This window comes from Filobacillus milosensis (assembly GCF_004402015.1).
Lineage (GTDB): Bacteria > Bacillota > Bacilli > Bacillales > Alkalibacillaceae > Filobacillus > Filobacillus milosensis.
In genome coordinates this window covers 1-26086 of record NZ_SOPW01000021.1, presented here as the reverse complement: position 1 = coordinate 26086, position 26086 = coordinate 1, and the positions used below count along the sequence as shown (strand labels likewise).

Below are 26086 nucleotides of genomic sequence, written 5' to 3'. Positions count from 1 at the left end.
TAATAGATTAATATAGATTATCTATTACTAATTTATCATATTTTAATGAATAATGAACGCTTTTCATACTTGAAAGGGAGATTGACTTGGCGAAAAAAGTAAAATTAAGACTTGGGGAACTGCTCGTCCAGCAAGGCTTAATCACAAAAGAACAATTAAATAATGCATTAGATTCTAAAAGTCCAGGTCAAAAATTAGGTGATAGATTAATTGAAACCGGTGATATTACCGAAATGCAGTTAATGGAAGTCTTACAGCAACAGCTCGGAATACCACACGTTCGCTTACATAAATACGAAGTTGATCAGTCATTACTGAATTTAATATCTAAAGATTATGCAAGAGAAAATCTTGTTTTACCTTTAAAACGAGACAAAAATAAACTCGTGGTAGCAGTAGCTGACCCATTGGATTATTTCGTCTTTAACGATTTACGGTTATCAACAGGGTTTGTGATTGAACCTGTGATGGCAACCAAGGATGAAATCAGGCAGAACGTACTTAAGTTTTACGAGACTGAGAACTTAGCTGAACAATTTGAAGCAGATTATGAAGTCGAAACTAGAGATGACTTATCCATTGAAGAAGAGGCATCTCCAGTTGTTAAACTACTCAATCAAATCATCCAACAAGCTGTCGTAGAAAAAGCCAGTGACATTCACTTTGACCCTCATGAGCACCGAATAATGATTCGCCTTAGAATTGATGGATCTTTACAAACCGAACAAACCCTTTCCCGAAGCATTCAATCATCTCTAATTACACGTATTAAAATCATGGCAGGACTAGACATAACTGAATCCAAAATACCACAGGATGGGCGTATTAAACGAAAAGTCGAAGGAAGAGACATCGATTTACGTGTAAGCACGTTACCAACCATTTTTGGCGAAAAAGTCGTAATTCGTGTATTAGATATTCATTCAGTGTCGAATAGATTAGAAGACTTAGGGTTTCATCAAAAGAATTTAGGAGATTTCATACGTATGATTGAGAAACCTCATGGAATTGTGCTACTAACTGGTCCAACTGGTTCGGGTAAAACTTCCACGATGTATGCGGCTCTAACTCGTTTAAATCGTGAGGAATCCAATGTCATTACCATTGAGGATCCAGTTGAGTATCAATTAAGTGGGGTTAATCAAATACAAGTTAACCCTAAGGTCAATTTGACATTCGCTTCAGGTTTACGCTCCATGTTACGTCAGGACCCTGATATTATTATGGTAGGTGAGATTCGTGATGAAGATACAGCTAATATGGCTGTTCGTGCCTCGATTACTGGGCACTTAGTCTTGAGTACATTACATACCAATGACTCAGTAGGGGCCATTGACCGCTTAATTAACATAGGGGTTGAGCGATTCTTAGTTGGAACATCATTAAACGGAATTGTTGCTCAACGACTCGTGCGTACCATTTGTCGCGATTGTGTAACTGAAGTTGAACCGACACTTAGGGAACAAGAAATATTTGAGAAATACGGTTTTCAAATGACTCGTGTCAAAAAAGGGCGCGGTTGCCCAACTTGTAATGATTCAGGTTATAAAGGACGTACAGCCATTCATGAAGTATTAACAATTGATGATGATATACAAGCAGCGATTTTAAATAATTGTTCATCAATTGAAATAGAAAAATTAGCGAGAGATAAAGGATTCATTTATTTATTTGAAGACGGTTTACGTCGAGTACGAGATGGGATAACAACGACTGAGGAAGTATTCAGAGTTGCTGCTGAATAAGTAAAAAATCCTATAATTTATGATTATATAGTTCTATTTGGGGGTAATGAATAGTGGCTTCCTTTAAATATGTCGCTTCAGATTTTTATGGCCATGAAATAAAAGGTCGTCTTGAAGCTTTTAATGCTGAACAAGCAAAAAAATTGCTAAAAGATGAAGGATATAAAGTCGAAAATATCGAAGAAGTAAAAGATTCTATTTGGACGAAAGACCTATATTTAGGAAAGCCCTTCAAGAATAGAGATATGGTAGTCTTTCTCCAACAATTTTCAGCATTATTAAAGGCAGGATTAACTGTAGTCGATACAATCAATATATTACGTGAACAAACCAAGAATAAGGCTCTTAACAAAGCTTTATACTACATAGAAATTGATTTGAGACAAGGAACATCTCTAGCCAACTCTATGAGAAAACATCCAAAGATTTTCTCTACTATTCTAGTTAATGTTATTCATAGTGCTGAAATGAGTGGTTCACTAGAAGATACATTAGAAGAGCTGAGTGCTTATTATAACAAGCAACATAAAACGATGACGAAGGTTAAATCAAGCCTAGCTTATCCGGTTGTCGTTATGTTCGTTGCGTTCTTCGTCGTATTGTTTTTATTGATGTATGTCGTCCCACAATTTGTAACGATGTTTGACCAATTTGGTGCAGACTTGCCTGGGATTACTAAATTCGTTTTGGCAGTCAGTAATTGGTTAGTTGCGAATTGGTTACTATTTTTACTAATCGTACTAGGTCTTGCTGTTGGCTTTATTGCTGCCTTACAAAATGAAAAGTCAAGATATCATTTAGACCAATTGGCCTTAAAGGTTCCTGTTTTCGGACAACTTGTAATGAAGTCAAATATGGCTAACATGAGCCGAACGCTGAGTTCACTGATGAAAAATGCGGTGCCAATCATTCAAGCCATTGATTTAACAAAAGACACACTAAAAAATCTGGTCATTAAACAAACTTTAGAGCAATCAAAGTCTTCTTTAAAGCAAGGAAACTCTTTCGTAAGACCAATGAAAGATCATTGGGCGTTTCCTTTTATGGTCACGCAAATGATTGCGGTGGGTGAGAAAACAGGTTCACTAGAAGAAATGCTTAACCAGGTAGCAACATTTTATGAAGACGATGTTGATACAGCTGCAGAGCAACTAAAATCTTTATTAGAACCATTACTTATTATTTCATTGTCGGTTATCGTTGGAACGATAGTACTTGCAATAGTTGTTCCAATGTTTGATTTATATAGCCAAATCTAAAATCTATTAAAAGGGGAGAGAGGCAAATGTTTAAAGCGTCTAGAAATTTGTTGAAAAAGGAAAAAGGTGTAACGTTAGTCGAGTTACTAGCAGTTATTATCATTTTAGGGATAATTGCGTTGATTGCGGTACCGGCGATTGCGGGGGTAATTGAGGATTCGAGATATAATAGTTTAAAAGCTTCTGCGATTAATGCAATTGAAGCTGCTGAGTTGCACAATTTAACACAAGGAAATCTTCCTGCTACAGAAACTGATTTAAACAATTATTATGATGGTGATGGTGTGAGCTGGACAAATATGGCTTTTGATGAAGACACTAACGGTAACATAATCATTTCTGGTTCAGTTCAGTCAGTTGATGATAGCTCAGTATCTATTACTCTCGAAAGTGCTACTATAACTGAAATAAATAATGCTTCAGTAGATGGAAGTGCTAGTACAATTACAGGTGATGCTCATCCATAAGGTTCATTTTATAATTATATTGATGTATTTGTAGGGATGATTAGTTTGATATACTTATATACTTACGTGTTTACTTTTGGATTAATTCTAGGATCCTTCTACAACGTTGTGAGTCTACGTGTGCCGCTTAAAGAATCAATCGTGAGTCCGCCTTCTCATTGCCCGAACTGTGAGAAGAGGCTTCGGGCTCATGAGTTGATTCCTGTTTTTTCTTATCTCATACAAAAGGGTCAGTGTCGTAAATGTGGGTATAAGATTTCTCCGTTCTATCCATTTTTTGAATTGTTAACGGCCCTTCTTTTTGTGTATGCTTTCTATCATATTGGTTTTCAAAATGAGCTAATCATTGCTTGGGTATTTATTAGTTTATTAGTTATTATTACGATTACAGATCTACATTATCAGTTAATTCCTAATAAAATTCTATTATTCTTTTTAATAATCTTAGTCCCATTGAGAGCTATCATCCCAACTGATCCTTGGTATGATGCTTATCTAGGGGGATTAGTCGGTTTTACGGTGCTACTTCTCATTGCGCTTGTCAGCAAAGGAGGTATGGGTGGTGGCGACATTAAGCTCTTTGGAGTGATTGGACTAGCCTTAGGAGTCAGTGGTACGTTGATGACGCTATTCCTTGCTGCTTTAATAGGTTCAATTGTTGGTGTTATTTTTATGTTTTTTGGAAAAGTGAAAAAAGGGGTGCCTTTTGCGTTTGGTCCATTCATCGCATTAGGGGCATTAATCTCTTACTTTTTCAAAGATGATTTAATTACTTGGTATATACAAACATTTTTCATCTAAGAAGGGGTGGTCAAATGAGTAAAGATATCGTGAATATAGAAATCAGAGATTACGTTATTCGTTATACGGAAACCAACCCTAAGGATTCAACAAAGATTGATCGGTTAGGTGAATACTTCTTACCTGAAGGTGTTATTGAAGGTGGTATGATTGAACAGCCTGATACCTTTCAAAAGTTATTACATACATGTGCAAAGAAATGGAAGTTGAAGCGGAAGAAAGTTCGATTAACTATGCCAGACTCTCTAGTCATTATTCGTAAACAAAAGATTCCAGCTTCTGTAGAAAAAGCAGATATACAACGTTATGTGAACTTCCAATTAGGTGATACCATTCATTTACCTTTTCCAAAGCCTTTGTTTGAAACAGTATTGCTTAATCAAGGCGATGACAAGCATGAAATTAGCATTATCTCGACATGCGAAGAGTTAGTGAACCCGTTTATCAAACATTTTGAGAATGAAAAAATGAAAGTCATTGCGGTAGATATTTCTCCATTGAACTATTATCGTATGTTCCATCATCAAGGAACAATAGATGATGAAGATAATACGCTTTTAATTCAATATAATGCGAAGAATGTGGTGTTCAGCGCGTTTGAAAATCATACGCCGATTTTCTTACAGCAATTTCAATTACTGTTGCCTGAAGGTGATCACCACTCGTTTGGGCCGATGATGACAAAAGAGGATTTTAATCGAGACGATGTGTTGTTAGAGTTTGAAGAGATCCGAACGGAAATTGAACGTGTGGAACGGTTCTATCAATATTCGATGAACAATGGAGAGAAATCTTTCACTAAAACAATTGTGGTGGGAGACCATCCATATTTATCCGATATTATAGAAAAACTTTCAGATCGATCTGAAACAGAGATAGTTTCCGTATCTGATGATACAATTGATGGTCCGAAAGGTTTGAAGCTCGAGAGAAAATTTCATAATGTTTATGGCTTAGCTATGAAGGATGGACATTAAATGCTAGTAGACATCAATTTATTACCTAAAAAAGAGAAGAAAAGTGTTACGCCCTTTTTGGTCTATACATTCATGTCACTACTCACCTTACTATTAATTGGGTTTGGCGGTCTAATGTACTGGTCGAGTGCCGAGGAAATAAAACAACTTGAAAGTCAAATTAATCAACAGAACAAAACGAATCTCGTCATGCAATCAGAACTAGAAGGTAGTACCGAAGAAAAACAAGCAAAAAAAATCCAGGAAATTACGCAGCAAATTAGAATGACGATTCATTCGATTTCGAATGTCATGTATGAAGTGACTCGTTTAATTCCAGCAGGTGGAACACTTAATGCTTTTGAAATGAGTGAAATTCAAATTGATTTGAATATCACAACATCTTCTAATGAGGATGCAGTGAAATTTTATCAGGATCTACAAGACGTGAAAATTTTTGATGATGTGACTATACACACAATTAGTTTTGTAGAATCGGAAAATAATTTTGTAACGAATTATACGATTCTCCTCCAATCAGAAGCAAAAGAGGAGGATGAGTCATGAAGTTAAGTAAATTACTCAAAAAGGTCATATTAATTTGGTTGCTTGTTTTATTACTAGCATCTGTTGCAGTTTATTTCCTAGTAATTGCGCCATTGCTTGGAGACATTGCAAATAAAGAGCAGACCTTAGCATTTGAAAAACAAAAAAACATAGCACTAAAACAGCAAATTGAAAACGGGGAAGAGGAATCGATCCCAGTAACCACTATTCGTTCGTCAATTCCAGAGTCTATGGAAGAAGATGAGATTATTCGGATGATCAATCAAGCTTCAAACTCATCTAACGTTGTGATTCAGAATTATGAATACGTGGATCAGTCATTCACGACGGTTAGTGAAGATTCAGGTACAGAACTGGAGCAGTTAACGATGCACATTAATGGTGAGGCAGATACGTTAACCTATTTAAATCAATTTGTGAATGAATTAGAAGCTGCTGAGCGGTTAGTAAATATACAATCATTTAATTATCAAACAAGGTCTGAATCGGTAACATTTCAATTAGAATTTCAAGTTTATGCTAAAGATTTCAGTGAATAAAAAAGCATTCGCCTAAACATAAGGCGAATGCTTTTTGTTATTGTAATGCTCTATTTTTCAATGTAATAATCGCAAATTGTATACAAACAATTGAAAATACCAAAGCCATTAAAGCAGAGTACCAAAGTTCATCAGTAAGCGTCCCTGTTGATAGGTAAGCTCCGATGTAATCAGAGATTAACGCTGGACTCCAAGTAAGAATATGTCCATAGATGCTGGTTGCAACATTAAGGATAATGATTAGAAGTAACGAAATAAACGCAACTAATCCTGGAGTCTGGAACCAAGTGTTAACCATAAGTACAATCGAGACAATTAGTGCGAAATATAAACTGAAAAATAAAATACCAGTTAATAATTTAGTAAAATCTATAGTGCCAAAAAGTAGTGCGACATAATACCAACCAGCGATTATGGCTAAAGCTGTTGAAACCCATACCATAAGGGCGATCGACATAAATTTAGCCGAAACATAGTGCGTGTATTTCACAGGTTTTGATAAAATCAGTTCATAAACACCGCTTTTCATCTCACCTGAAATGGTCCCCATAGCAATAACAACTGTAATGAGTACTCCAAGTAAGCTTAGCTCGCCGAAGCTCATCATCATCGCTTCATTGGCATTTGGCATCGGAATATCGACCACTGCGCCCTCTGGCATACCACCAACAGCATCCATGATTTTAGGCAAGTAATAAGTGGTGATCGGATCCATCACAGCAAATATAATAAAGACAATCGGTACCCAAATCCATTTTAAATTACGCCAGTTTTCCAGTAATTCTTTTTTAAAAATAACAAACCATTGCATCTAACTTTTCACCGCCTTCATAAATAAATCTTCTAACGATGTTTTGGCTACTTCAAATTTCGTTAGTTGCCAATTTTCACGATTGACGACATCTAGTAGTTGTTGACGAGCAACCTGAAGATCATGAACGGTTAATAAGTAATCGTTAGCTACTTGATTAACCTTAAATACTGATTCTATTTCCTTTAAACGGTCTTCAATGAATTTAGGATCTTCAGAGAATGATAGTTTAATGGTTACTGTATTCTGAACCGATTCAAGTTCATGCATACTTCCTTGTTCAATAACCTTACCTTCATTCAGCAAAAGAATTTCGTCACTGACTTCTTCAGCATCATTCAAAATATGAGTTGAATATAGGATCGTCGCATCCTTTTTCAACTCACGCATGAGGTTAAGGATTTCTCTGCGACCAATAGGATCTAGAGCTGAAGCAGGTTCATCTAAAATGATCAGTTTTGGTGCATGAATAAGAGCCTGGGCAATTCCAAGACGCTGTTTCATACCACCTGAATATTTAGAGATTCGTAGCTTTCGTACCTCTTTTAAGTTAACCAGCTCTAATAACTCGTCGGCTCGCTCCTTGGCCTCTGCTTTCGATAAATGAGCAAGCTGACCGGCATAAACGAGAAATTCTTTTCCTGTCATCCAATTATGAAATACTGGGAACTGAGGTAAGTAACCAACATAATTACGAAAATCTTTAGATAAACTTTCTTCATTAAAATCAATACTTCCATTAGTAGGCTTAATAAATCCTGCTAACATTCTTAGCGTAGTAGTTTTACCTGAGCCGTTTGGGCCAAGTAAGGCTACACATTTTCCGTGTTCAAGAGAAAAGGATACATCATTAATCACGCTGACATTATTAAATGTTTTGGTTAGGTGATTTGCTTCTAGTAACGCCACATTTATGGCCTCCTTCCAATAATGAAGTAGATTATTGGACCAATAATGTTGAGGAAGATTATAATAAGCGCCCACATCCATTTAGGTCCATTGGTTTCTTCGATGCGAATTAAGTCTACTATTGCAATGACCAGTAATAATAGTTGCAAGATTAATACAGGTAACAATAATAGAATCAAATCCTGACTTATCATCATTATGACCACCTTTGATTGTTTTATACTATTAAAATACTAAATTTCAAACAGGAGAGTTTTAATTAGTGCAAAAATATGGTAGTTTATTAGTAATAGTATAATATACCTATCAACAAAAAGATATATTATTTTTAGGGGAGGGGGAGGGCAATTATGAAGCATTCATTATTGATTAAACATGATGGAATTGATCATGACATAGTCATTCGTATTTTAAAAATGGTGTTACCTAATCAGAGCACTTTCATTAAAAACAGTCAAGAAGTCGTACATGATTTGAATATTTATCAGTTTGGGGAGGATCGCACTGTCATTTCATATAATGACGAATTGAAGGACGCACTGGAAGGTATACAAAACGATTTAATAGAATCAGGAATCGAATCGGAATACATAAAAATAGAACAAGAGGCTAATCATCAACAAATTCTAAAATTCTAAATCAATTGTTAAAAGATAAAATTAAAGTCCAGGTCGCTGAAGAACTTCAACTACTGGACTTAAATGATTATTAATAGATTAAGCTTCCATTTCATCGTATTCGACCTGATCTTGTTCATGCATATGAAAGATAAATGCGTCTTTGTAAATTGCAAATAACTCGTAAAGTTTTGGACCTTCATTAATTTGTTCAAGAATTTTAGGGAAGTGTTCATTCGCATGAACGGCATACTCAATTTTTTGCATAGCTCTTAATGATCGAGCGTTGTTCTGATTCACTTTTAGAAAAACAACCTCAATGTCTTTTTCTAAAAATAGCTCTCTTAAAAATAAGTCTTTTGCATATTGGTTATAACCTTTTCCGAAATATGGTTTTCCAAGCCAAGTTGCTAAAAAACCTTTTCCATCTTGAATATCGTATAATGTAATGGCTCCGATTGGCATCTCCCACTCATCTAAAATCGTACGTGAGATCAACTCCTGACTTTCTTCCTGTAAAATCATTTTGTTTAAGAAAAAGTAGTACTCCTCAATTGTTTCTGACTTTTCACGAACATAAGGCTTAACAGCATCATCATTCAGCAAAGGAAACAAAACATGGGCATCGTGTAAATCGCGTTTTTTAAGCATGAAAAAACACCCTCCTTGGCTGAGGGTGTTATCGTAATCGGCGCACAAGTAGCTCACGACCACCCTCGAATTTTTATCAATTGCTCACAAAAATTCGGGGTGGGAATCGAACCCACTAGAACCGCTTGTGACAAGCGGTGGCGCACCATTTGCCTTCCCTTATTTTCTGAAAAAAACTTGGCTTTTCGCCAAATAGCGAAAGCCTTAGTTTTTTACATACTTTAAACCTTTAAAAAGGATTAACTGTAAAGTGTAAGAAAATCATACAACATTTTTAAGCGTTTGGGAATAGGTATTTGATTCTTTTTTATAAAATTTATGAATAAATATTTTCCAGTGATTCTTGTAGATTTGGATACTTGAAATTATACCCTGATTCTTTAAGTTTTTTCGGATACACGTATTGTCCCTTTAGGATTAATATACTCATATCTCCAAGAATGGTGCTTAGGGCAAATGATGGTGCAGTTAACCAATGAGGTTTTCTTAAAACTTGACTTAAAGTACGACCAAACTCCTTGTTTCTCTTAGGATTAGGAGCTGTGATATTAACAGGACCATCAAGTTCTTCATGATGTATGATAAAATCAATCGATTCCACTACATCATCAATATGCACCCATGACATCCATTGTTCACCGTTGCCTAATGGACCACCAGCCATTAATTTGTATGGGAGTGCAATCATTGGTAATGCACCCTCATCTTTATCAAGAATGACACCAAAGCGAGTCATCACTGTTCTGATACCTAATTCTTCAGCAGCTTGAGCTTCTTGTTCCCATACTGAGCAAACTTCTGCTAAAAAATCATTGCCTGGCATAATGGTTTCTTCAGTGAAAATTTGTTCGTCTGATGTACCGAAATATCCAATGGCAGAAGCGTTGATATAAGCTTTAGGTGTCTCAGACAGCGCACCCATAATACGAATGAATTCACGTGTGGTAATCATACGACTTTCTAAGATTTGCTGCTTTTTGTTTTCAGTCCAACGTCCACTGTTTAATGATGTACCGGCCAGATTAATGGCGACATCAATATTTTCGAGTTCGGTCTCTGGATGACTGTGTGGATTGAGCCATTCAATATATGAAACTTGTGATTCATATTCATGTTTTTGTGGATTGCGAGTTAAGATGAACACTTCATGACCTTGATTTTTAAAATGCTGAGTCAAGCGAGTTCCAACCAGTTCCACCCGCGATTAGAATTCTCAAGTAGCAGTCCCCCTTATATATATACTATAATAATAATTAAGTTTAATCACTTATTGGGAGTTTTTGTAATGATTATTAGTAAAATCACAACTCAAAAGAAGAATAAGCATCGTTTTAATATTTTTCAAAAGACTAATGGTGCAGACGAGTATGCCTTTAGTCTTCATGAGGATTTATTCATTCGACATTATATTAGAAAAGGTATGGAATTAAGTGAAGCGGAAGTAAAAAATCTCATCGAACAAGATGCAATCTATCAATACTATACCCTTTCAATTAATTATTTAAGCTATCGAATGCGTGCAAAATCTGAAATCACCGATTATTTAAAAGAGAAAGAAGCTAGTGAAGAAGCCATTCAAGTCGTATTGAAAAAACTTGAAGATGAGAGATTGGTGGACGACCTTGCTTTTAGTAAAGCCTACGTTAGGACGAAAATGAACACATCGAGTAAAGGTCCAAATAAAATTAAACAAGAATTAATGCAGAAAAAGATTCCGCTTAATTATATTGATGAAGCGATGGCGGAATACGGAACCGAACAAGAAGTTGAAAAAGTCGTTAAGATGATGGAAAAAAAATTATCTGGTACAAGAAAGAAATCGTTTAAACAACAGCTGATGCAACTGAAGCAGTCTTTAATGCAAAAAGGATTTACAGCAGAAGCACTCGAAATCGCTTCTCAGGAAGTCGATTTGTCTGTAGATGATGACGAAGAGATGGAGGCCTTACGATATCAGGGTGAAAAAATCTGGGCCAAGCAAGCTCGGAAACACGAAGGCTTTCAGTTGAAACAAAAAGTACTAGGATCGTTATATCAAAAAGGCTTTGATATGGATATGATTAACCGTTTTTTGGATGAGAAAGAGGAAGAGATGTAGGGGTTATGCGCGCTTGAGGGAAAAATTGTTGCACTCGCGAGAAGAATTGTTGCACTCGCGAGAATAATTGAGCGCTCACGGGAGTAATTGAGCGCTCACGGGAATAATTGAGCGCTCACGGGAGTAATTGAGCGCTCACGGGAGTAATTGAGCGCTCACGGGAATAATTGAGCGTTCACGGGAGTAATTGAGCGTTCACGGGAGTAATTGAGCGTTCACGGGAGTAATTGAGCGCTCACGGGAGTAATTGAGCGTTCACGGGAATAATTGAGCGCTCACGGGAGTAATTGAGCGTTCACGGGAGTAATTGAGCGTTCACGGGAGTAATTGAGCGTTCACAGGAGTAATTGAGCGTTCACAGGAATAAATGAGCGCTCGCAGGAATAAATGAGCGTTCACAAAAAAAGCTCCCCAACCACTGAGGAGCTCACCTTATTTTTCTAAAACAATCTCATTTCTTCCGTCATCCTGGGCTACGATTTGTTCTGCGATCGTATCTGGTGATGGTAATACTGATGGATCTGATACATAATCACTTTCATCCCAGAAAGGCGTGTTCATACCGCCCATATAAACGCCAGTCACTGCGATGCCTTTGTCTTCATATTCCTTCTGAAGACTTTCTGTAAAGCCGCGTTGAGCGAATTTACTTGCGCAATATCCAGCTTCATGAACTTTTCCGCGTAATCCGGCAGTTGAAATAATATTTAAGATTCGACCTTTAGATTCTAAAATATGTGGCATGAAATGTTTCGTTGTATAAATCAACCCTGCGCCATTCACTATAAACATCGTATCGATTTGATCCTTTTGTAAATCTTCGAATGCTCCAAAAAATCCAATACCAGCATTATTAATTAGCACGTCGACTTGCTTGATCGACTTAGCTAATTCTTCTAGCTCGTCCCATTTTGTAATATCACAAACGTGAATTTCGGCTGATCCGCCGTCATTTTCAATAAAACTCTTCGTTTCTTGTAATTTTTCCTCTCGACGACCAACAAGTAAAACAGTATAGCCTTCAATTGCATATTGCTTGGCTAATGACTGGCCTAAACCTGTTCCTGCTCCTGTAATTAATGCGTATTTCATGGTTAAACCTCCATTATGTGTTTTCATTGTTGAAGCTCGTGCGTTTTCTATTGTAAATGACTTTGGTATACTAAAAAAAGTCATAAGTTTGAAAGGGGACGAATTATGCAACGCCGATATAGCGATTATACCGTCGAAGAATTACGTCAAGAAATTGCTGAGTTAACCGAAAAAGCCCGCAAAGCTGAACAGATGGGCATGGTTAATGAATATGCTGTACATCAAAGAAAAATTGTGATGGCTAAATCATATACGATCGATCCAAGTCAATTTAAAGGTGGACAAGTTTTTGAAATAGATGGTGCACCAGGAGAATACCTTCATATTAATTACTTAAATGGTGTATTCGCCTGGGGAGCGCGTAAAGGTAAACAAGGGCAAATTCTAAGCGAAGAAGAAGCCTTACCAATCGCACTTTTAACTCGTAAAGTCAGGTAAGAGAGCTATCTTAAGTAAGTGGCTCTAATTTTTTTTGTAATTTACCTTCTGAATACACCCAACCTGTGTATGATGAGATGATATTATAAAATCGATCCAATGTAACAACAGCAACAAAAGGGTAACGATCCCTTGCACGGTATCTTAAATCAATGAAACGAACTTCGACATAGTCTTCATGACGTTCGATTTCATAACGATATACGGGTGAAAAGTTAATAAAAGATTTAACATTTTTGTCCTGTAAAGCTGCATTCATTTCTGCTGTTTCAGGTAATGGTTTACGGTCAAATTTATCTTGAATTCTAATGTGACCATTTTCAGACCGTGCAACGTAAAAATGTTCATCTGTTGTCACAGCAATGCGCCAAATGTTGTGCCGGATTGTCGGTTGAGTAACTACTTTCTCAACACCGTCTAAGTGGTCTTTCATTTGATGCACGATTTCTCGTTTATCAAGATACCGTTTGATATAGTAAAGAAATGCGACAAAAAATATAATACCGAATGTATATCTTGGATCAGCCCCTAACACCCAAGCCATAATCCCAGCAATATAAATGGCAAATAAAAATGGATCAAACGTGTTGATAAATCCAATGGCAATCCATTTATCAACGAATGGCTTTAAAGCTTGGGTACCATAAGCATTGAAAATGTCTACAAATACGTGGAGAAAAACAGAAAATAAAACCCACAGCCACAAATGTAAATAAGACACATCTAAGTAAAATAAATAAATTGAACCAGAAACTAAAAAACTCCACAACAATACAGCAATAGGAGAATGCGACGCGCCACGGTGGTGACGAATATAAGTCGCATTTCCTTTGAATTTAAATAACGTATCAAAATCAGGAGCATGTGAGCCGACGATTGCGCCAATAAAAACTGCTTGAAATAATGCAGGGTCTTGTTGGACAGCAGGGTCGATGGTTGCTAGACCACCAATAGCAACTCCCATGGTTATATGGGTTGCAGTATCCAAATTATGCTCCTCCTTTTAGACAGAATTATTTAGTAAGTTAGGTGATTATTTTGAAAAGTTCCTCTACATTTTCTATACCCGTTTTATTTGATGTTCACGCTTTTAGAGATGATTTGCTCTTTTGGTATGAAGAAAATAAACGTGATTTACCTTGGCGTCAAAACCAAGATCCTTACCGTGTATGGGTATCAGAAATAATGCTTCAACAGACACAAGTCGATACAGTTATTCCTTATTTTAATCAATTTATGAATCGTTATCCGACACTTGAAGATTTAGCTGATGCAGATGAACAAGAAGTGTTAAAATCCTGGGAAGGTTTAGGGTATTATTCGCGCGCACGCAACTTACATACAGCCGTTAAAGAAGTTGTAGAGAATTATGAAAGCACTGTTCCTCATGATAAAAAAGAATTAAAAAAATTAAAAGGCATTGGGCCCTATACATTAGGAGCTATATTAAGTATTGCATTTAACCAGCCGGAACCTGCAGTCGACGGAAATGTCATGCGTGTTATCTCCAGGATACTTCATATTGAAGATGATATCGCAAAAAATAAAACAAAAAAACTATTTGAAGAAGTGGTACAAGAACTCATTTCAGAAGAAGACCCTTCATCCTTTAACCAAGGGTTGATGGAACTAGGTGCAATGATTTGCCATCCTAAAAGTCCAAAATGTGAAATCTGTCCAGTACAATCACACTGTATGGCATATGAAAAAGGTGACCAAACAGACCTTCCTGTAAAAACTAAAAATAAAAAGCAAAAAGTACAGCAATATTACGGATTAGTTTTACGAAATAAAAATCATGAATACCTAATACAAAAAAGGCCGAGTGATGGTCTGTTAGCAAATATGTGGGAGTTCCCTTTAATTCAACGAGATCAGTTAAAGGATGAAGAACTCATTTCTTTCTTTGAAACGGAATATGGCATTAATATTAAGTTAGAGGAAAAAGGCGAAAGTGTGCGCCACGTTTTCTCACATGTTATATGGGAAGTTGATGTTATTTTTGCCACAATTACTAAAGGAAATACTCAACATATTGATGGTCAATTCTTAAACAAAGAACAAATTGAACAATATCCGCTACCAAATGTTCAACAAAAGATTAAAAAGCAAATATAAAATTGAATAATTTTGGGTTATTTTTTTAGGATAATATCATCTTAATTGGTTATTCTAATCAATGCGGAGGTGATATTGATGGCTAAAAAGCAAAACCAACAACAGCCCAATGCTGCAGGTACTAACGTTGAAAAAGTGAAAAAGCAAAACCAAGCAGCACAACAAGGTCAACAGCAGTATGGTCAAGAGTTTGCTTCTGAGACAGATGCTCAAGAAGTACAACGCCGTAATCAACAATCTCAACAAAAGAAAAATCAAAAAAACCAACAAAATCAATAACATCTAATTTTAATGAATGAAACTAAGAAGCACTCCTCTTGTAGGGGTGCTTCTTTTTGAGGTTAAACCTCTCTAGAGCTAAAAGCTTTTTAATCGTTCAATGAGTATTGTTATGTTACAATTTAATAAAACTTAAGCAAATCAACATGAAGAGGAGAAGGTAGGGTAGTCAGTCATGATTGTTCCAAAAGCCGGAGAAAAAATCGAAGTCCATAGCTATAAACATGATGGGAATATACATCGAGTTTGGGAAGAAATAATGGTACTAAAAAGCCAATCCAACTTATTAATTGGTGCTAATGACCGTGTTCTTGTAAAAGAAAGTGATGGACGTACATGGCGGACTAGAGAACCGGCCATTACTTATTTTACAAGTAATAATTGGTTCAACATTATCTGCATGATTAGAAATGATGGCATTCATTATTATTGTAATATCAGTTCTCCATTTGTGCTTGATGACGAAGCACTAAAATATATTGATTACGATTTGGATATTAAAGTTTATCCAGATATGACGTATGCTATTTTAGATGAAGACGAATTCGAGGAACATAGTAAACAAATGAACTATCCGGACGTTTTAGAGAAGATTTTGTATAAACAATTACGTACCTTAGAACGTTGGATTCAACAACGTAAAGGACCATTCTCAGCGGATTTTGTTGATAAATGGTATGAGCATTATTTAACGTTTCCGAGTTAATACCTGTTGGCATCAACAGGTTTTTACTTTTGTTTTATGGTAGAAAGTTAGGTGAATTATTTGTACAGCATAAAAAGATATTTACAGTTTGTTAAACCTTATAAATGGAAAATTGTTTTAACAATCATTATTGGACTACTAAAGTTTGGTATCCCATTAATGCTTCCTTTAATTTATAAGTACGTCATTGATGATATCATCGACCCTGAACTAAATCTCACTTATGATGAACGAGTGTCTAAATTGTTATGGGTGATGGGAATTTCCTTCTTTGTATTCTTAGTTTTACGTCCACCCATTGAATATTTCCGTCAATATTTAGCTCAAGAGGTCAGTAGTAAGATTTTATATGATATTCGAGATCGGTTATTTGATCACATACAAAAACTGAGCTTAAAGTTCTATTCAAAGACGAAATCTGGCGAAATTATTTCCCGGGTGATACATGATGTCGAACAAACGAAGACTTTTGTCTTAACTGGTCTAATGAATATTTGGTTAGACATGGCAACAATTTTGATAGCCGTTGGGATTATGTTATATATGGATCCAATTTTAACTGTAATTGCTGTATCCTTATTCCCGATTTACGGTTTTTCGGTTAAATATTTTTATTCCAGATTACGACAGCTTACTCGTAATCGTTCTCAAGCCCTTGCTGAAGTGCAAGGTCATTTACATGAACGGGTTCAAGGTGTCCCGGTTACTAGAGGTTTTGCATTAGAGGACCACGAACAAAATCAATTTGATAAACGCAATTATAATTACTTAGATCGTGCGTTACGTTTTACGTCTTGGAATGCTAAATCTTATGCAGTAACCCATACAATTACGGACCTTGCTCCATTACTAGTGGTGGCAACAGGCGCTTATTTTGTTATAGGCGGAAACGCATCATTAGGTACTCTTGTTGCCTTTATTGGTTTCATGGACCGTGTGTATCAGCCTTTACGTCGCTTGATCAACTCCATGACACAGTTAACTCAATCACATGCCTCGATGGACCGTGTGTTTGAGTTCATGGATGAAAAATATGATATTACTGACAAACCTGGAGCTAAGGAGCTAAGCTCAGTGCATGGTGACGTAGCATTTGAAAATGTATCCTTTCAATATGATGATGAAGATGAAATGGTCTTGAAAGATATCAACCTTAATATAAAAAAAGGGGAGACCATTGCATTGGTTGGTATGAGTGGAGGCGGTAAATCTACACTCGTTAGTCTGATTCCAAGGTTCTATGATGTGAGTAAAGGGAAACTGAAAATTGATGGCACAGACATTAGAGATGTTCAAGCCAGGACTCTAAGAGATCAAGTCGGTATGGTGTTGCAAGATAACATTCTATTCAGTGACTCAGTTGCATCAAATATTCGAATCGGTAACCCTGATGCAACAGACGAAGAAGTTGTCGCAGCTGCCAAAGCGGCAAATGCTCATGATTTTATCATGGAACTTCCGAAAGGTTACGAAACAGAGGTAGGGGAACGAGGTGTCAAACTATCTGGCGGTCAAAAGCAGCGTGTGGCGATTGCTCGGGTTTTCTTGAAAAATCCACCATTACTAATCTTTGATGAAGCAACATCAGCTTTAGACCTTGAGAGTGAACACCTGATTCAAGAAGCACTAGAAAAATTAGCAAACAACAGAACAACATTTATTGTTGCACATAGATTGTCAACAATCACTCACGCCGATCGGATTGTTTTAATGAACGACGGTGAAATCAAAGAGATGGGTTCACATAATGAATTAATGAAGAAAAAAGGATTATATTATAATTTATTCCAAGTACAAGAGCTGGACTCACAGCCTGATGACAATATGAAAGTATAATAAAAGATCGCTAACGGCAATAAAGCTTTAGCGATCTTTTATATTATTTATTATGCTGGTAACTAATTAGTAATTTTCTTAAATGATTAAGTTCATTATTATATTCCAATAAGTTCGAGGCTAACGGCAGAAACTTCATACGATCATTCTCTTCATCTTCATAGCGTTCCATCAAGGAATCTACTAATGAAGAAATGTCTGGTTGAGATAACCTCTCTAAAGGATCGACTTCTTTTTTACGAATGCGTCCTAAGTACATAAGCGTCAATTTTTCGTGTGAATGTAACGATTTATCTATTTCATCAATAATTTTATCATTAATCTCACTTTTAAAGTGTTCAATTTCATAATCCATACGATGTAAGTTTTGTAAGACGTTAAATGCTTTTTTTGTTGTCTGTATTAACTGTCTGAATAAAACTAGTTTCCTGGCACGTTGATAGCCTTTCCGTCTTGAGTAAATACGCTCTTCTGAAAATAATAAGTAGGTTTGTTCAATCCTTGTTAAATCTTCTTGCATTCGCTTAATTTCTTTTTTTAATGCAGGCTGATCCGATAAATGTCTGGTTGTGACACGAATCCACTGAATAATTTCGTTATTTGTCTGATTGATTTGTTCGAACAATCTTGTCTCATATTTAGGAGGTAAGAAAGCTAAGTTAACAACGAATGCAGAAACGATACCTATAAATATTGCAGTGAAACGAATACCTGCATGTTCGATGAAAGGGTCTGAACTAAATTCCATAATAGCTATAACTGCAATAATCGCAATAAAAGTTGTATCTTCTTTCATTTTAAATAACATACAAATACCAATCACAGTGACGATACCAAAACCGATGACAAACGGTTCGTTTCCAACGGTCATAACTAAGATGACACCGAGTCCAGCACCTATGATATTTGCTTGCGCTTGCTCGATAATCGTTTGAACAGATCTATAGATGGATGGCTGAATTGAGGATGCGGCTGCGATGGCAGCTGCGAATAGTCCTGCCGTGAAGTCTATTGCACCAACTACATATAGTGCAATAGCTGTGGCAAGGCCGGTTTTAAAAGCTCTAGCTCCAAGTTTCATATAAAACCTTCTTTCAACAAAAAATCTTAATCCATTAATATATTAATTCCTTATTAGTAGAAAAGACAAACATATTGTGAATGATTTGTGAAATAAAAAAATAAGCCCTTGCACCTGATGCAAGAGCTTTACCTGGAATAAACCAGAAAGGAAGGGAGTTTCATAACATGAATTCCTTGATAAGGGGTAATCCATTAAAATCTGAATTAATTATATTTTACATAAATATTTTGAAAATTACAACTACTTATTTAAGATTTTTATAGAATTTTTTGATATTTTAAGTGAAAAATCTCAAATCCCCATAAATTTAATGAAATTCCCCATAAATAGAGGGGAATTCCCCATAAAATAAAGAAATTCCCCATAAATCTAAAACTTTCCCCATATAATTAAGATTTTCCCCATAAATCTATTTACTCATTTCCGTAAAAGCCATATCTACAGCATCTAGTGTCTGGTTTATATCATCTTCAGTATGAGCAGTTGTCAGAAACCATGCTTCATATTTAGAAGGTGCTAAATTAATTCCTTGATCAAGCATTAATTTAAAGAACTTTGAAAACTGTTCACCATTCGTATTTTCAGCTTGTTCATAGTTAGTAATTTCCTGATCAGTAAAGTACACCGTTAGGGCACCTTTTAATCGGTTAATAGAAATATTTATATTGTGTTTTTCGGCACGCTCAAGAATACCATTTTCAAGGATACCGCCTAAGCGATCCATCTCGACATAAACGCCTTCTTCTTGTAAAACTTCTAAACATGCAATCCCTGCTGCCATGGATGCTGGGTTACCTGCCATTGTTCCGGCTTGATAAGCTGGACCTAGTGGGGCAACTTGTTCCATGACATCCACACGACCACCATAAGCTCCGATTGGCAGGCCTCCTCCAATGATTTTACCCATTGCAGTCATATCTGCTGTCACATTCGTGATTTCCTGAGCACTGCCATAATGAAAACGAAAAGCCGTGATCACTTCATCAAAAATTAGTAAACTACCATTATCATGTGTCAGCTGTTTGACTTCTTCTAAAAAGCCTGGCTTTGGTTCAACAATGCCAAAGTTCCCGACGATCGGTTCAACCATCACTGCAGCTACTTCATCACCGAACTTGTCTAGAGCTTCTTTAAGTGGTTCTGTTTCATTAAATGGAACAGTGATCACTTCTTGAGCAATACTTGGTGGGACACCAGCTGAATCAGGTGTGCCTAAGGTAGAAGGACCTGAACCAGCCGCAACTAAGACTAAATCTGAATGACCATGGTAACAACCTGCGAATTTAATGATTTTCGTACGGTTCGTATACGCACGAGCTACACGAATGGTAGTCATCACTGCTTCTGTACCTGAATTCACGAAACGAACTTTTTCTAATGAAGGAATAGCATCTTTTAGCATCTTTGCAAATTTATTTTCTAATTTAGTAGGTGTTCCATATAACACACCGTTAAAAGCCGCATCCGAAATGGCTTTTGCAATATGTGGATGGGCATGACCTGTGATGATCGGACCATATGCACCTAAATAATCAATATATTTATTACCATCTACGTCTAAAAAGTGTGCACCTTCAGCTTTTTCCATAAACACGGGTGTTCCACCGCCAACACCTTTATAGGCGCGAGAAGGTGAGTTCACTCCGCCGACAATATGTTCTTCTGCTTCTTTGTATAAAGCTTCTGATGTTTGTCTGTTCAATATCATCAATCCTCCAGTCATAATTTCAGCCCTTATTTTATCATAAATTCCATTCACTAATTTACATGAAAAGGACAAGTCTGACATAAAAATTAGAGAACACAAATTCTGAAAATGGTGATTAGATGGGATATATCGGTATTTTATTTGTTATTTTGATTGTGTTAATGAGTATTTATTTCTTCATGAGTCATACAAAAATGAGGAACAGTTTTTCAAAAGAGTTATTCATAACATTTTTAATCATTTACTTCATATTAATGGTTGGTTTTGCACTCATCTATTTTTTAATGTCTGAAATAGGATTCACCGTCCTATCAGATATGTCACTACAGCATGGAAATTCAGTCGACCGTTTCCTAAGATCGTTTTATTTCAGTGGCGTCACGTTAATGACGGTTGGGTACGGTGATATTTATCCAATTGGTGTAGCTAGGTTTGTCTCACTTGCGGAAGCTGCTGTTGGATATTTAATGCCTGCTGCTTTTTTGTATAAGCTGATAAAATAATTTGTCATGAACCCCATTCTTCGATAATCTAAATATAAGATATTTTTTGAGGAGGAATGACGTCATGACAGTTGAAGTAGGAAAACAAGCACCTGAATTCACATTACCAGCAAGTAATGGAGAGGAAGTCAGTCTTTCTGATTTTAAAGGGAAGAACGTCGTATTATACTTTTACCCGAAAGATATGACACCTGGCTGTACAACAGAAGCATGTGATTTTAGAGACAATCACAAAAGCTTTGAAGAATTAGATGCTGTAATTCTTGGTGTAAGTCCGGATCCAGTTAAAAGACACGAGAAGTTCATTGATAAACATGACTTACCATTTTTACTTCTTGCGGATGAGGATAACAAAGTAGCTGAAGATTACGATGTATGGCAACTTAAGAAAAACTTTGGCAAGGAATATTACGGAATTGTACGTTCTACTTTTATTATTGATAAAGAGGGGAACCTGGTAAAAGAATGGCGTAAAGTTCGAGTAAAAGATCATGTTGAAGAAGCTCTAAACTATATTAAAGAAAATCTATAAACAAGAACTGGCCTTGGCGCACTGCCTGGGTCAGTTTTCATAACATGAAGAGGTGACAGATATGTACGTATTAGTGACAGCAAGAATGAAGACAGAACTAAGAGAACAGCTACAAGGTCAATATCCTGATGTAACTTTTGCATTCAAATATCCAATTCAAGAGGCAGTACCACATTTACCTAAAGCAGACGTCATTATTACATATGGAGAAGACTTAACAAATGATCATATTGAGAAGGCTGAGAATTTGAAATGGATCATGGTGGTCTCAGCTGGTTTAGATCAAATGCCTTTTGAAAAAATTGTTGAAAAGGATATTTTAGTTACAAACGCACGTGGTATCCATACAATACAAATGTCCGAGTATGTGATTGGAATGCTACTTAACGTTTATCGAAACATTCCAGCCTATCGAGAGAATCAAAAACAACACGTGTGGGACCGAACAATTAAAATAGAAGAAATCACCGGTCGCACGATGCTTGTTGTAGGAACAGGTGCTATTGGGCAAGAGACTGCTCGACTCGCCAAAGCATTTAATATGAAAACAATTGGTGTGTCTCGAACAGGTGAATTTAAAGATCACTTTGATAAATGCTATAAGAATGAGGAGATTGAACGTTTACTTCCAGAAGCTGACTTTGTCATTAATGTATTGCCTTGGACTGATGCTACCGAAAGCTTCTTTACCATGAAACATTTTGACTTAATGAGTGAAGAGGCTGTGTTCTTAAATATGGGAAGAGGAACAACCGTAGTTGAAGCGGATTTAATTGACGCATTAAAACAAGAAAAAATTCGTCACGCCATCTTAGATGTTTTTGAGGAAGAACCATTAGATGAAAATAGTCCATTATGGGAATTAAACAATTGCACAATCACGCCACATAATTCGGCCATTACAAAGAACTATATGCCACGAGCGCTGGCCATCTTTAAAAAGAATATGAACCAATTCTTAAAAGGTGGACAGCCAAGCGTGAACGTTATAGATCCAAAGAGGGGGTACTAACTTGCGAATTTATACACGATCAGGGGATAAAGGTCAAACGTCATTGATTTACGGAAAACGAGTAAAGAAAAACGACATTCGAGTAGAAGCTTATGGGACGTGTGATGAAGCTAACTCTACGATTGGTGTTGCTCGTAGTCATCTATTACAAGAAGACTGGGAAAGTAAAACATCAGTGATTGATGCGTTGCATAAAGTACAGACAGTATTATTCCATGTAGGTGCTGAATTAGCAACGCCTAACGGGAAGGAAGTCATGTGGAAGTTAAAAAAGGAACATATTGATTTCCTTGAGCAACAAATTGATGAATGGGATCAATCACTTCCGGAACTGAAGAACTTCATTTTACCGTCAGGTCATCCAGCTGCAGCTTCCTTACATGTTTCTCGTACCATAGTGAGACGTGCTGAGCGAATGGCAGTTGCTATTGAAGATTTTGAAAATGAATTCGTCTTACAATACCTCAATCGCTTGTCAGACTTTTTGTTCGTAGCAGCGCGATATGTAAACAAAGAATTAGATGGAGAAGAATTACCGTTAAATACAGATGTATAAAGTTATGTTTTTTACCATATAAATTGACAAAACGGATCTTGAGCAATTACACTAATTATAAGAATTCTTATTTAATAATCTTATAATTTGAAAGAGAGGTGCATGACGGTGTCTGAACAAAAATTACAAGAAGCTTTAGCACAACTGAAAAATTCGGGTGTACGTATTACACCTCAACGTCATGCAGTGCTTGAGTATCTCATGCAAACGATGAATCATCCTACCGCAGATGATATTTATAAAGCACTTGAAGGAAAATTCCCAAATATGAGTGTCGCAACTGTTTATAACAATTTACGTGTATTCCAGGAAATTGGTTTAGTTCGTGAGCTCACATACGGCGATTCCTCTAGCCGTTTTGATTGTAATACTTCAAAACACTACCATATCATTTGTGATGATTGTGGAAAGATTGTTGATTTCCACTACCCATCATTAGATGAGGTAGAACAACTAGCTGAACAAGTGACTGGTTTCGATGTAAGTCACCATCGTATGGAAGTATACGGGAAATGTGAAGATTGCCAATCTAAATTACAAACAAGTCATTAAATTTTACTGCATCACTATAAGTGGTGCAGTTTTTTATTGTTTGAAAACTGTGGCTATGTTTAATTCTGCGAATCGCTACAGGCGGACGCTTTCCGAAGACCTGGACGGTCAAGTGTCGACGTTGGCCACAGGACGTGGCCATTTTTAGTCGACCAGGAGTCGCCGCCTTCGCTCAATCTAAAACTAATTTCACTTCATTAATATATCTTTATTTTAAATATAAAAAACTCCCTGTGAATGATCACAAGGAGTAGTACTATTGTTCATTGCTTTTCTTTTGTTGTTCTTTCCAATATTTCTTCGAGTTATATTTCTCGTCAAAATCTTCGCCTTCTAAGTTAGGATCTAATGTTAACGGTTGCTGACAAAACATACATGCATCAACGCGTCCCAAAACTTTGGTAGGCTTTCCACACTCTGGACAGACAACTTGTACAGCCTTAGTGGAGAGCATCCCAATCCAGAAATAAATGATCGTGCTTAAAACTATTGCAATTAGACCAAGGAACATAAATAAGACCATAACCCATTCATAACTCTTAAATAATAAGCCTATATACATAATTATCATACCAGCAAAAACTAACGCTAAGGCAACGGTACGTATTTTGTTAATTTTATTACTATACTTTAGTTTCAATTAAGGGCACCTCCCTTGAGATTTCAAATGAAGTATAGCATATTTTTAAAAGTATGTATGTGAAGAAAAAAGGAAATTTGTTATTTTTGTAGAAATTAATAATTTGAGGAACGGTATTAGGGAGGAAACCAAAATGGAAAATTTATTGCGCCCAATATATCAAGAACGTGCAAGCCAACCGAACACATTAGGTGTTTTGTTATATGAAAAATTACATGATCACAGTCCTGCTACTGATAATTTTGATGTTATCTTATTAATTGTAGTACGTGAAGCGGCTGATGATTGGTATGTTAAACATTATGAATTTGAAAATAAAACAGCTGCGATGCATATTGTTGATGAACAACTACTTAACAGCTGGATTGAAACCAGTGGTTATCGAAAAGTGATTGATTGGTTAATTAATGGGAAGATTGTATTTGACCGTAACGAATATCTAGCTAACAAAAAAGAAGAGCTTCGTGAATTTCCTGAGAAGAATCGTAAAATGAGAAAAGCTGTAGAGTTTGCCAAACTTATCCGAGCATATAGAGAATGCAAAGACTTGTTTTCGTCTAAACATTATCTTGATGCAAACAGCCTAATGGTACGTTCTCTACATTATTTAGCAAGAGTAACGGTTTTAGAAAAAGGATTTCATCCTGAAATTACAGTATGGAATCAAGTTAAAAAAATTGATCCAGAAGTATATAAGCTTTATGAAGAACTAATGGAAAGTGAAGAACCACCTGAAAAGAAAATTTCATTAATGCTCTTGGCTAGTGACTTTGCAATCCATTCACGTGCCGAAAGAGGAGCTGAGCATTTATTGGATATTATGAAAGAAAAAGATGAACCATGGTCGTTTGGAGAATTAAAAGTTCATCCAGAAACGCAACATTACTCATTAGATCTGTCGTTATTACTAGAATATCTAGTTGAAAGAGAGATTATCAATATATATTTGGTAGAAACAAAAGGAAAAGGTATATTCCATCGACAATATATAGTTAACCAATAATATGGATATTATTTCCGTACCGTTTACTATTGACGGTACGGTTTTAAAATATTATATTAGTTCATGCGCTCAAAAGGATTATGTTTAAAACAAGCTTTTGAGTATGCAGACTGAAAAGTTGTTTATAATAAGTAACGCCTTCTATGAATCCTTCATATGATTTATAGTGGTTATTTGCAATAGGAAGTAACTAAACAGTTTAAAAGAATTTCAAATTAGTTATTGACTTACTTCTTTTAATCGTGCTATATTATTTCTTGTCGCCAAAACGACGTAAGTTGTTAAGGCAATTACAAATTTAATAATATTCATGAAAAAGATTTTTTAAAAAAAGGCTTGATTACAAAGCCAAATCATGATAAATTATTATACGTCGCGTTAAAGACGTGGCGCAAAACAACTTCAAAAGACAACTAAAAAGTTATTGACATTTATTAGAGAAGTTGTTATGATAATTAAGTCGCTTTTTTGAAGCGACCGACATTCGAACCTTGAAAACTAAACAAAATAGCCTGTCGTCAATTCGGTAACTTTCAACGGTTGGTGGAAAGTTACTAAGACGAAACAAACAAGCCAATCAAACTACTTTTATGGAGAGTTTGATCCT

Annotated in this window: 30 protein-coding genes; 20 read left to right on the top strand and 10 right to left on the bottom strand. The window is 36.1% G+C overall.

All coding sequences use genetic code 11. From position 1 onward, the window contains the following. Positions 1-86: 86 nt before the first annotated feature. The 7 genes from E3U55_RS15115 to E3U55_RS15085 are packed head-to-tail and all read left to right on the top strand — an operon-like array spanning position 87 to position 6334. Positions 87-1745, top strand: a complete 1659-nt coding sequence (locus E3U55_RS15115) for a GspE/PulE family protein (RefSeq protein WP_134341326.1) — start codon at positions 87-89, stop codon at positions 1743-1745. 53 nt (positions 1746-1798) lie between these two features. Continuing rightward, positions 1799-3004, top strand: coding sequence for a type II secretion system F family protein (locus E3U55_RS15110; protein ID WP_134341325.1), 1206 nt, complete (start codon positions 1799-1801; stop codon positions 3002-3004). Between the two features lie 26 nt (positions 3005-3030). Further along, the gene (locus E3U55_RS15105; protein ID WP_134341324.1) at positions 3031-3471 is read left to right on the top strand and encodes a prepilin-type N-terminal cleavage/methylation domain-containing protein; all 441 of its coding nucleotides are present in this window, start codon (positions 3031-3033) and stop codon (positions 3469-3471) included. A gap of 45 nt (positions 3472-3516) precedes the next feature. Beyond that, the gene (locus E3U55_RS15100; protein WP_134341323.1) at positions 3517-4272 is read left to right on the top strand and encodes a prepilin peptidase; all 756 of its coding nucleotides are present in this window, start codon (positions 3517-3519) and stop codon (positions 4270-4272) included. 14 nt (positions 4273-4286) lie between these two features. Beyond that, a complete protein-coding gene (gene pilM / locus E3U55_RS15095; protein ID WP_134341322.1) occupies positions 4287-5249 on the top strand; it encodes a type IV pilus biogenesis protein PilM in 963 nt (320 codons plus the stop codon). After that, a complete protein-coding gene (locus E3U55_RS15090; RefSeq protein WP_134341321.1) occupies positions 5250-5795 on the top strand; it encodes a PilN domain-containing protein in 546 nt (181 codons plus the stop codon). After that, positions 5792-6334 (top strand): hypothetical protein, encoded by a 543-nt coding sequence (locus tag E3U55_RS15085; RefSeq protein WP_134341320.1) that lies wholly within the window; start codon positions 5792-5794, stop codon positions 6332-6334. Before E3U55_RS15090 ends, E3U55_RS15085 begins: the two co-directional genes overlap by 4 nt. A 37-nt stretch (positions 6335-6371) precedes the next feature. On the opposite strand, the gene E3U55_RS15080 is transcribed toward E3U55_RS15085, so the two are convergent. The 3 genes from E3U55_RS15080 to E3U55_RS15070 are packed head-to-tail and all read right to left on the bottom strand — an operon-like array spanning position 6372 to position 8251. Next, a complete protein-coding gene (locus tag E3U55_RS15080) occupies positions 6372-7145 on the bottom strand; it encodes an ABC transporter permease (RefSeq protein ID WP_134341319.1) in 774 nt (257 codons plus the stop codon). Beyond that, complete coding sequence (locus E3U55_RS15075) at positions 7146-8054, bottom strand: ABC transporter ATP-binding protein (RefSeq protein WP_134341318.1); 909 nt, start codon at positions 8052-8054, stop codon at positions 7146-7148. A gap of 2 nt (positions 8055-8056) precedes the next feature. Beyond that, the gene (locus tag E3U55_RS15070; protein WP_134341317.1) at positions 8057-8251 is read right to left on the bottom strand and encodes a PLDc N-terminal domain-containing protein; all 195 of its coding nucleotides are present in this window, start codon (positions 8249-8251) and stop codon (positions 8057-8059) included. A 153-nt stretch (positions 8252-8404) separates the two neighbouring features. On the opposite strand from E3U55_RS15070, the gene E3U55_RS15065 reads away from it, so the two are divergent. Further along, a complete protein-coding gene (locus E3U55_RS15065; RefSeq protein WP_134341316.1) occupies positions 8405-8692 on the top strand; it encodes a hypothetical protein in 288 nt (95 codons plus the stop codon). 78 nt (positions 8693-8770) lie between these two features. Here E3U55_RS15065 and E3U55_RS15060 read toward each other — a convergent pair whose 3' ends face one another. Both E3U55_RS15060 and E3U55_RS15055 read right to left on the bottom strand, forming a co-directional pair. Beyond that, complete coding sequence (locus E3U55_RS15060; RefSeq protein WP_134341315.1) at positions 8771-9322, bottom strand: GNAT family N-acetyltransferase; 552 nt, start codon at positions 9320-9322, stop codon at positions 8771-8773. A gap of 316 nt (positions 9323-9638) precedes the next feature. Beyond that, entirely contained in the window at positions 9639-10499 is an 861-nt protein-coding gene (locus E3U55_RS15055; RefSeq protein ID WP_323740423.1) for a TIGR01777 family oxidoreductase, read from the bottom strand. Between the two features lie 108 nt (positions 10500-10607). Between E3U55_RS15055 and recX the strand changes: the two genes are divergently transcribed. After that, positions 10608-11420, top strand: coding sequence for a recombination regulator RecX (gene recX, locus E3U55_RS15050; RefSeq protein WP_134341314.1), 813 nt, complete (start codon positions 10608-10610; stop codon positions 11418-11420). A 432-nt stretch (positions 11421-11852) separates the two neighbouring features. On the opposite strand, the gene E3U55_RS15045 is transcribed toward recX, so the two are convergent. Beyond that, a complete protein-coding gene (locus tag E3U55_RS15045; protein ID WP_134341313.1) occupies positions 11853-12512 on the bottom strand; it encodes an SDR family NAD(P)-dependent oxidoreductase in 660 nt (219 codons plus the stop codon). A 105-nt stretch (positions 12513-12617) separates the two neighbouring features. On the opposite strand from E3U55_RS15045, the gene E3U55_RS15040 reads away from it, so the two are divergent. Then, positions 12618-12950, top strand: coding sequence for a YfhH family protein (locus tag E3U55_RS15040; RefSeq protein WP_134341312.1), 333 nt, complete (start codon positions 12618-12620; stop codon positions 12948-12950). A gap of 10 nt (positions 12951-12960) precedes the next feature. On the opposite strand, the gene E3U55_RS15035 is transcribed toward E3U55_RS15040, so the two are convergent. Next, on the bottom strand, positions 12961-13938 hold the full coding sequence (locus E3U55_RS15035; RefSeq protein WP_134341311.1) for a metal-dependent hydrolase: 978 nt from the start codon (positions 13936-13938) through the stop codon (positions 12961-12963). A 41-nt stretch (positions 13939-13979) separates the two neighbouring features. On the opposite strand from E3U55_RS15035, the gene mutY reads away from it, so the two are divergent. From mutY to E3U55_RS15015, 4 genes are all read left to right on the top strand, one after another. Continuing rightward, entirely contained in the window at positions 13980-15068 is a 1089-nt protein-coding gene (mutY, locus tag E3U55_RS15030; protein ID WP_323740422.1) for an A/G-specific adenine glycosylase, read from the top strand. 78 nt (positions 15069-15146) lie between these two features. Further along, positions 15147-15347, top strand: a complete 201-nt coding sequence (locus E3U55_RS15025; RefSeq protein WP_134341309.1) for a gamma-type small acid-soluble spore protein — start codon at positions 15147-15149, stop codon at positions 15345-15347. A gap of 175 nt (positions 15348-15522) precedes the next feature. After that, on the top strand, positions 15523-16053 hold the full coding sequence (ntdP, locus tag E3U55_RS15020) for a nucleoside tri-diphosphate phosphatase (RefSeq protein ID WP_134341308.1): 531 nt from the start codon (positions 15523-15525) through the stop codon (positions 16051-16053). 60 nt (positions 16054-16113) lie between these two features. Beyond that, the gene (locus E3U55_RS15015; RefSeq protein WP_134341307.1) at positions 16114-17889 is read left to right on the top strand and encodes an ABC transporter ATP-binding protein; all 1776 of its coding nucleotides are present in this window, start codon (positions 16114-16116) and stop codon (positions 17887-17889) included. 43 nt (positions 17890-17932) lie between these two features. Here the strand turns inward: E3U55_RS15015 and E3U55_RS15010 are convergent, their stop codons facing one another. After that, on the bottom strand, positions 17933-18970 hold the full coding sequence (locus E3U55_RS15010) for an FUSC family protein (RefSeq protein ID WP_134341306.1): 1038 nt from the start codon (positions 18968-18970) through the stop codon (positions 17933-17935). A gap of 412 nt (positions 18971-19382) precedes the next feature. Next, the gene (locus E3U55_RS15005; protein ID WP_134341305.1) at positions 19383-20681 is read right to left on the bottom strand and encodes a glutamate-1-semialdehyde 2,1-aminomutase; all 1299 of its coding nucleotides are present in this window, start codon (positions 20679-20681) and stop codon (positions 19383-19385) included. 194 nt (positions 20682-20875) lie between these two features. On the opposite strand from E3U55_RS15005, the gene E3U55_RS15000 reads away from it, so the two are divergent. The 5 genes from E3U55_RS15000 to perR all read left to right on the top strand — a co-directional run bounded on the left by E3U55_RS15000 (position 20876) and on the right by perR (position 23836). After that, positions 20876-21184: a two pore domain potassium channel family protein gene (locus tag E3U55_RS15000; protein ID WP_194840942.1), complete on the top strand. Its 309-nt coding sequence runs from the start codon at positions 20876-20878 to the stop codon at positions 21182-21184. Positions 21185-21248: 64 nt separating this feature from the next. After that, entirely contained in the window at positions 21249-21716 is a 468-nt protein-coding gene (gene bcp, locus E3U55_RS14995) for a thioredoxin-dependent thiol peroxidase (RefSeq protein WP_134341303.1), read from the top strand. Between the two features lie 61 nt (positions 21717-21777). After that, complete coding sequence (locus E3U55_RS14990; RefSeq protein ID WP_134341302.1) at positions 21778-22728, top strand: D-2-hydroxyacid dehydrogenase; 951 nt, start codon at positions 21778-21780, stop codon at positions 22726-22728. A 1-nt stretch (position 22729) separates the two neighbouring features. Continuing rightward, on the top strand, positions 22730-23284 hold the full coding sequence (locus E3U55_RS14985; protein WP_134341301.1) for a cob(I)yrinic acid a,c-diamide adenosyltransferase: 555 nt from the start codon (positions 22730-22732) through the stop codon (positions 23282-23284). A gap of 102 nt (positions 23285-23386) precedes the next feature. Further along, a complete protein-coding gene (gene perR / locus E3U55_RS14980) occupies positions 23387-23836 on the top strand; it encodes a peroxide-responsive transcriptional repressor PerR (protein WP_134341300.1) in 450 nt (149 codons plus the stop codon). A gap of 256 nt (positions 23837-24092) precedes the next feature. Here the strand turns inward: perR and E3U55_RS14975 are convergent, their stop codons facing one another. Further along, positions 24093-24476, bottom strand: coding sequence for a YgzB family protein (locus tag E3U55_RS14975; protein ID WP_134341299.1), 384 nt, complete (start codon positions 24474-24476; stop codon positions 24093-24095). Between the two features lie 133 nt (positions 24477-24609). On the opposite strand from E3U55_RS14975, the gene E3U55_RS14970 reads away from it, so the two are divergent. Further along, positions 24610-25479: a nucleotidyltransferase-like protein gene (locus E3U55_RS14970; protein ID WP_134341298.1), complete on the top strand. Its 870-nt coding sequence runs from the start codon at positions 24610-24612 to the stop codon at positions 25477-25479. Positions 25480-26086: the final 607 nt, after the last annotated feature.

Excerpts from the sequence above, each read along its gene's own strand:
- E3U55_RS15105 (WP_134341324.1), top strand. The coding sequence starts at position 3,031 with ATGTTTAAAGCGTCTAGAAATTTGTTGAAAAAGGAAAAAGGTGTAACG.
- pilM (WP_134341322.1), top strand. The coding sequence starts at position 4,287 with ATGAGTAAAGATATCGTGAATATAGAAATCAGAGATTACGTTATTCGT.
- E3U55_RS15090 (WP_134341321.1), top strand. The coding sequence starts at position 5,250 with ATGCTAGTAGACATCAATTTATTACCTAAAAAAGAGAAGAAAAGTGTT.
- E3U55_RS15085 (WP_134341320.1), top strand. The coding sequence starts at position 5,792 with ATGAAGTTAAGTAAATTACTCAAAAAGGTCATATTAATTTGGTTGCTT.
- E3U55_RS15080 (WP_134341319.1), bottom strand. The coding sequence starts at position 7,145 with ATGCAATGGTTTGTTATTTTTAAAAAAGAATTACTGGAAAACTGGCGT.
- E3U55_RS15070 (WP_134341317.1), bottom strand. The coding sequence starts at position 8,251 with ATGATGATAAGTCAGGATTTGATTCTATTATTGTTACCTGTATTAATC.
- E3U55_RS15065 (WP_134341316.1), top strand. The coding sequence starts at position 8,405 with ATGAAGCATTCATTATTGATTAAACATGATGGAATTGATCATGACATA.
- E3U55_RS15060 (WP_134341315.1), bottom strand. The coding sequence starts at position 9,322 with ATGCTTAAAAAACGCGATTTACACGATGCCCATGTTTTGTTTCCTTTG.
- recX (WP_134341314.1), top strand. The coding sequence starts at position 10,608 with ATGATTATTAGTAAAATCACAACTCAAAAGAAGAATAAGCATCGTTTT.
- E3U55_RS15045 (WP_134341313.1), bottom strand. The coding sequence starts at position 12,512 with ATGAAATACGCATTAATTACAGGAGCAGGAACAGGTTTAGGCCAGTCA.
- E3U55_RS15040 (WP_134341312.1), top strand. The coding sequence starts at position 12,618 with ATGCAACGCCGATATAGCGATTATACCGTCGAAGAATTACGTCAAGAA.
- E3U55_RS15025 (WP_134341309.1), top strand. The coding sequence starts at position 15,147 with ATGGCTAAAAAGCAAAACCAACAACAGCCCAATGCTGCAGGTACTAAC.
- ntdP (WP_134341308.1), top strand. The coding sequence starts at position 15,523 with ATGATTGTTCCAAAAGCCGGAGAAAAAATCGAAGTCCATAGCTATAAA.
- E3U55_RS15010 (WP_134341306.1), bottom strand. The coding sequence starts at position 18,970 with ATGAAACTTGGAGCTAGAGCTTTTAAAACCGGCCTTGCCACAGCTATT.
- E3U55_RS15005 (WP_134341305.1), bottom strand. The coding sequence starts at position 20,681 with ATGATATTGAACAGACAAACATCAGAAGCTTTATACAAAGAAGCAGAA.
- E3U55_RS15000 (WP_194840942.1), top strand. The coding sequence starts at position 20,876 with ATGAGGAACAGTTTTTCAAAAGAGTTATTCATAACATTTTTAATCATT.
- bcp (WP_134341303.1), top strand. The coding sequence starts at position 21,249 with ATGACAGTTGAAGTAGGAAAACAAGCACCTGAATTCACATTACCAGCA.
- E3U55_RS14990 (WP_134341302.1), top strand. The coding sequence starts at position 21,778 with ATGTACGTATTAGTGACAGCAAGAATGAAGACAGAACTAAGAGAACAG.
- perR (WP_134341300.1), top strand. The coding sequence starts at position 23,387 with ATGACGGTGTCTGAACAAAAATTACAAGAAGCTTTAGCACAACTGAAA.
- E3U55_RS14970 (WP_134341298.1), top strand. The coding sequence starts at position 24,610 with ATGGAAAATTTATTGCGCCCAATATATCAAGAACGTGCAAGCCAACCG.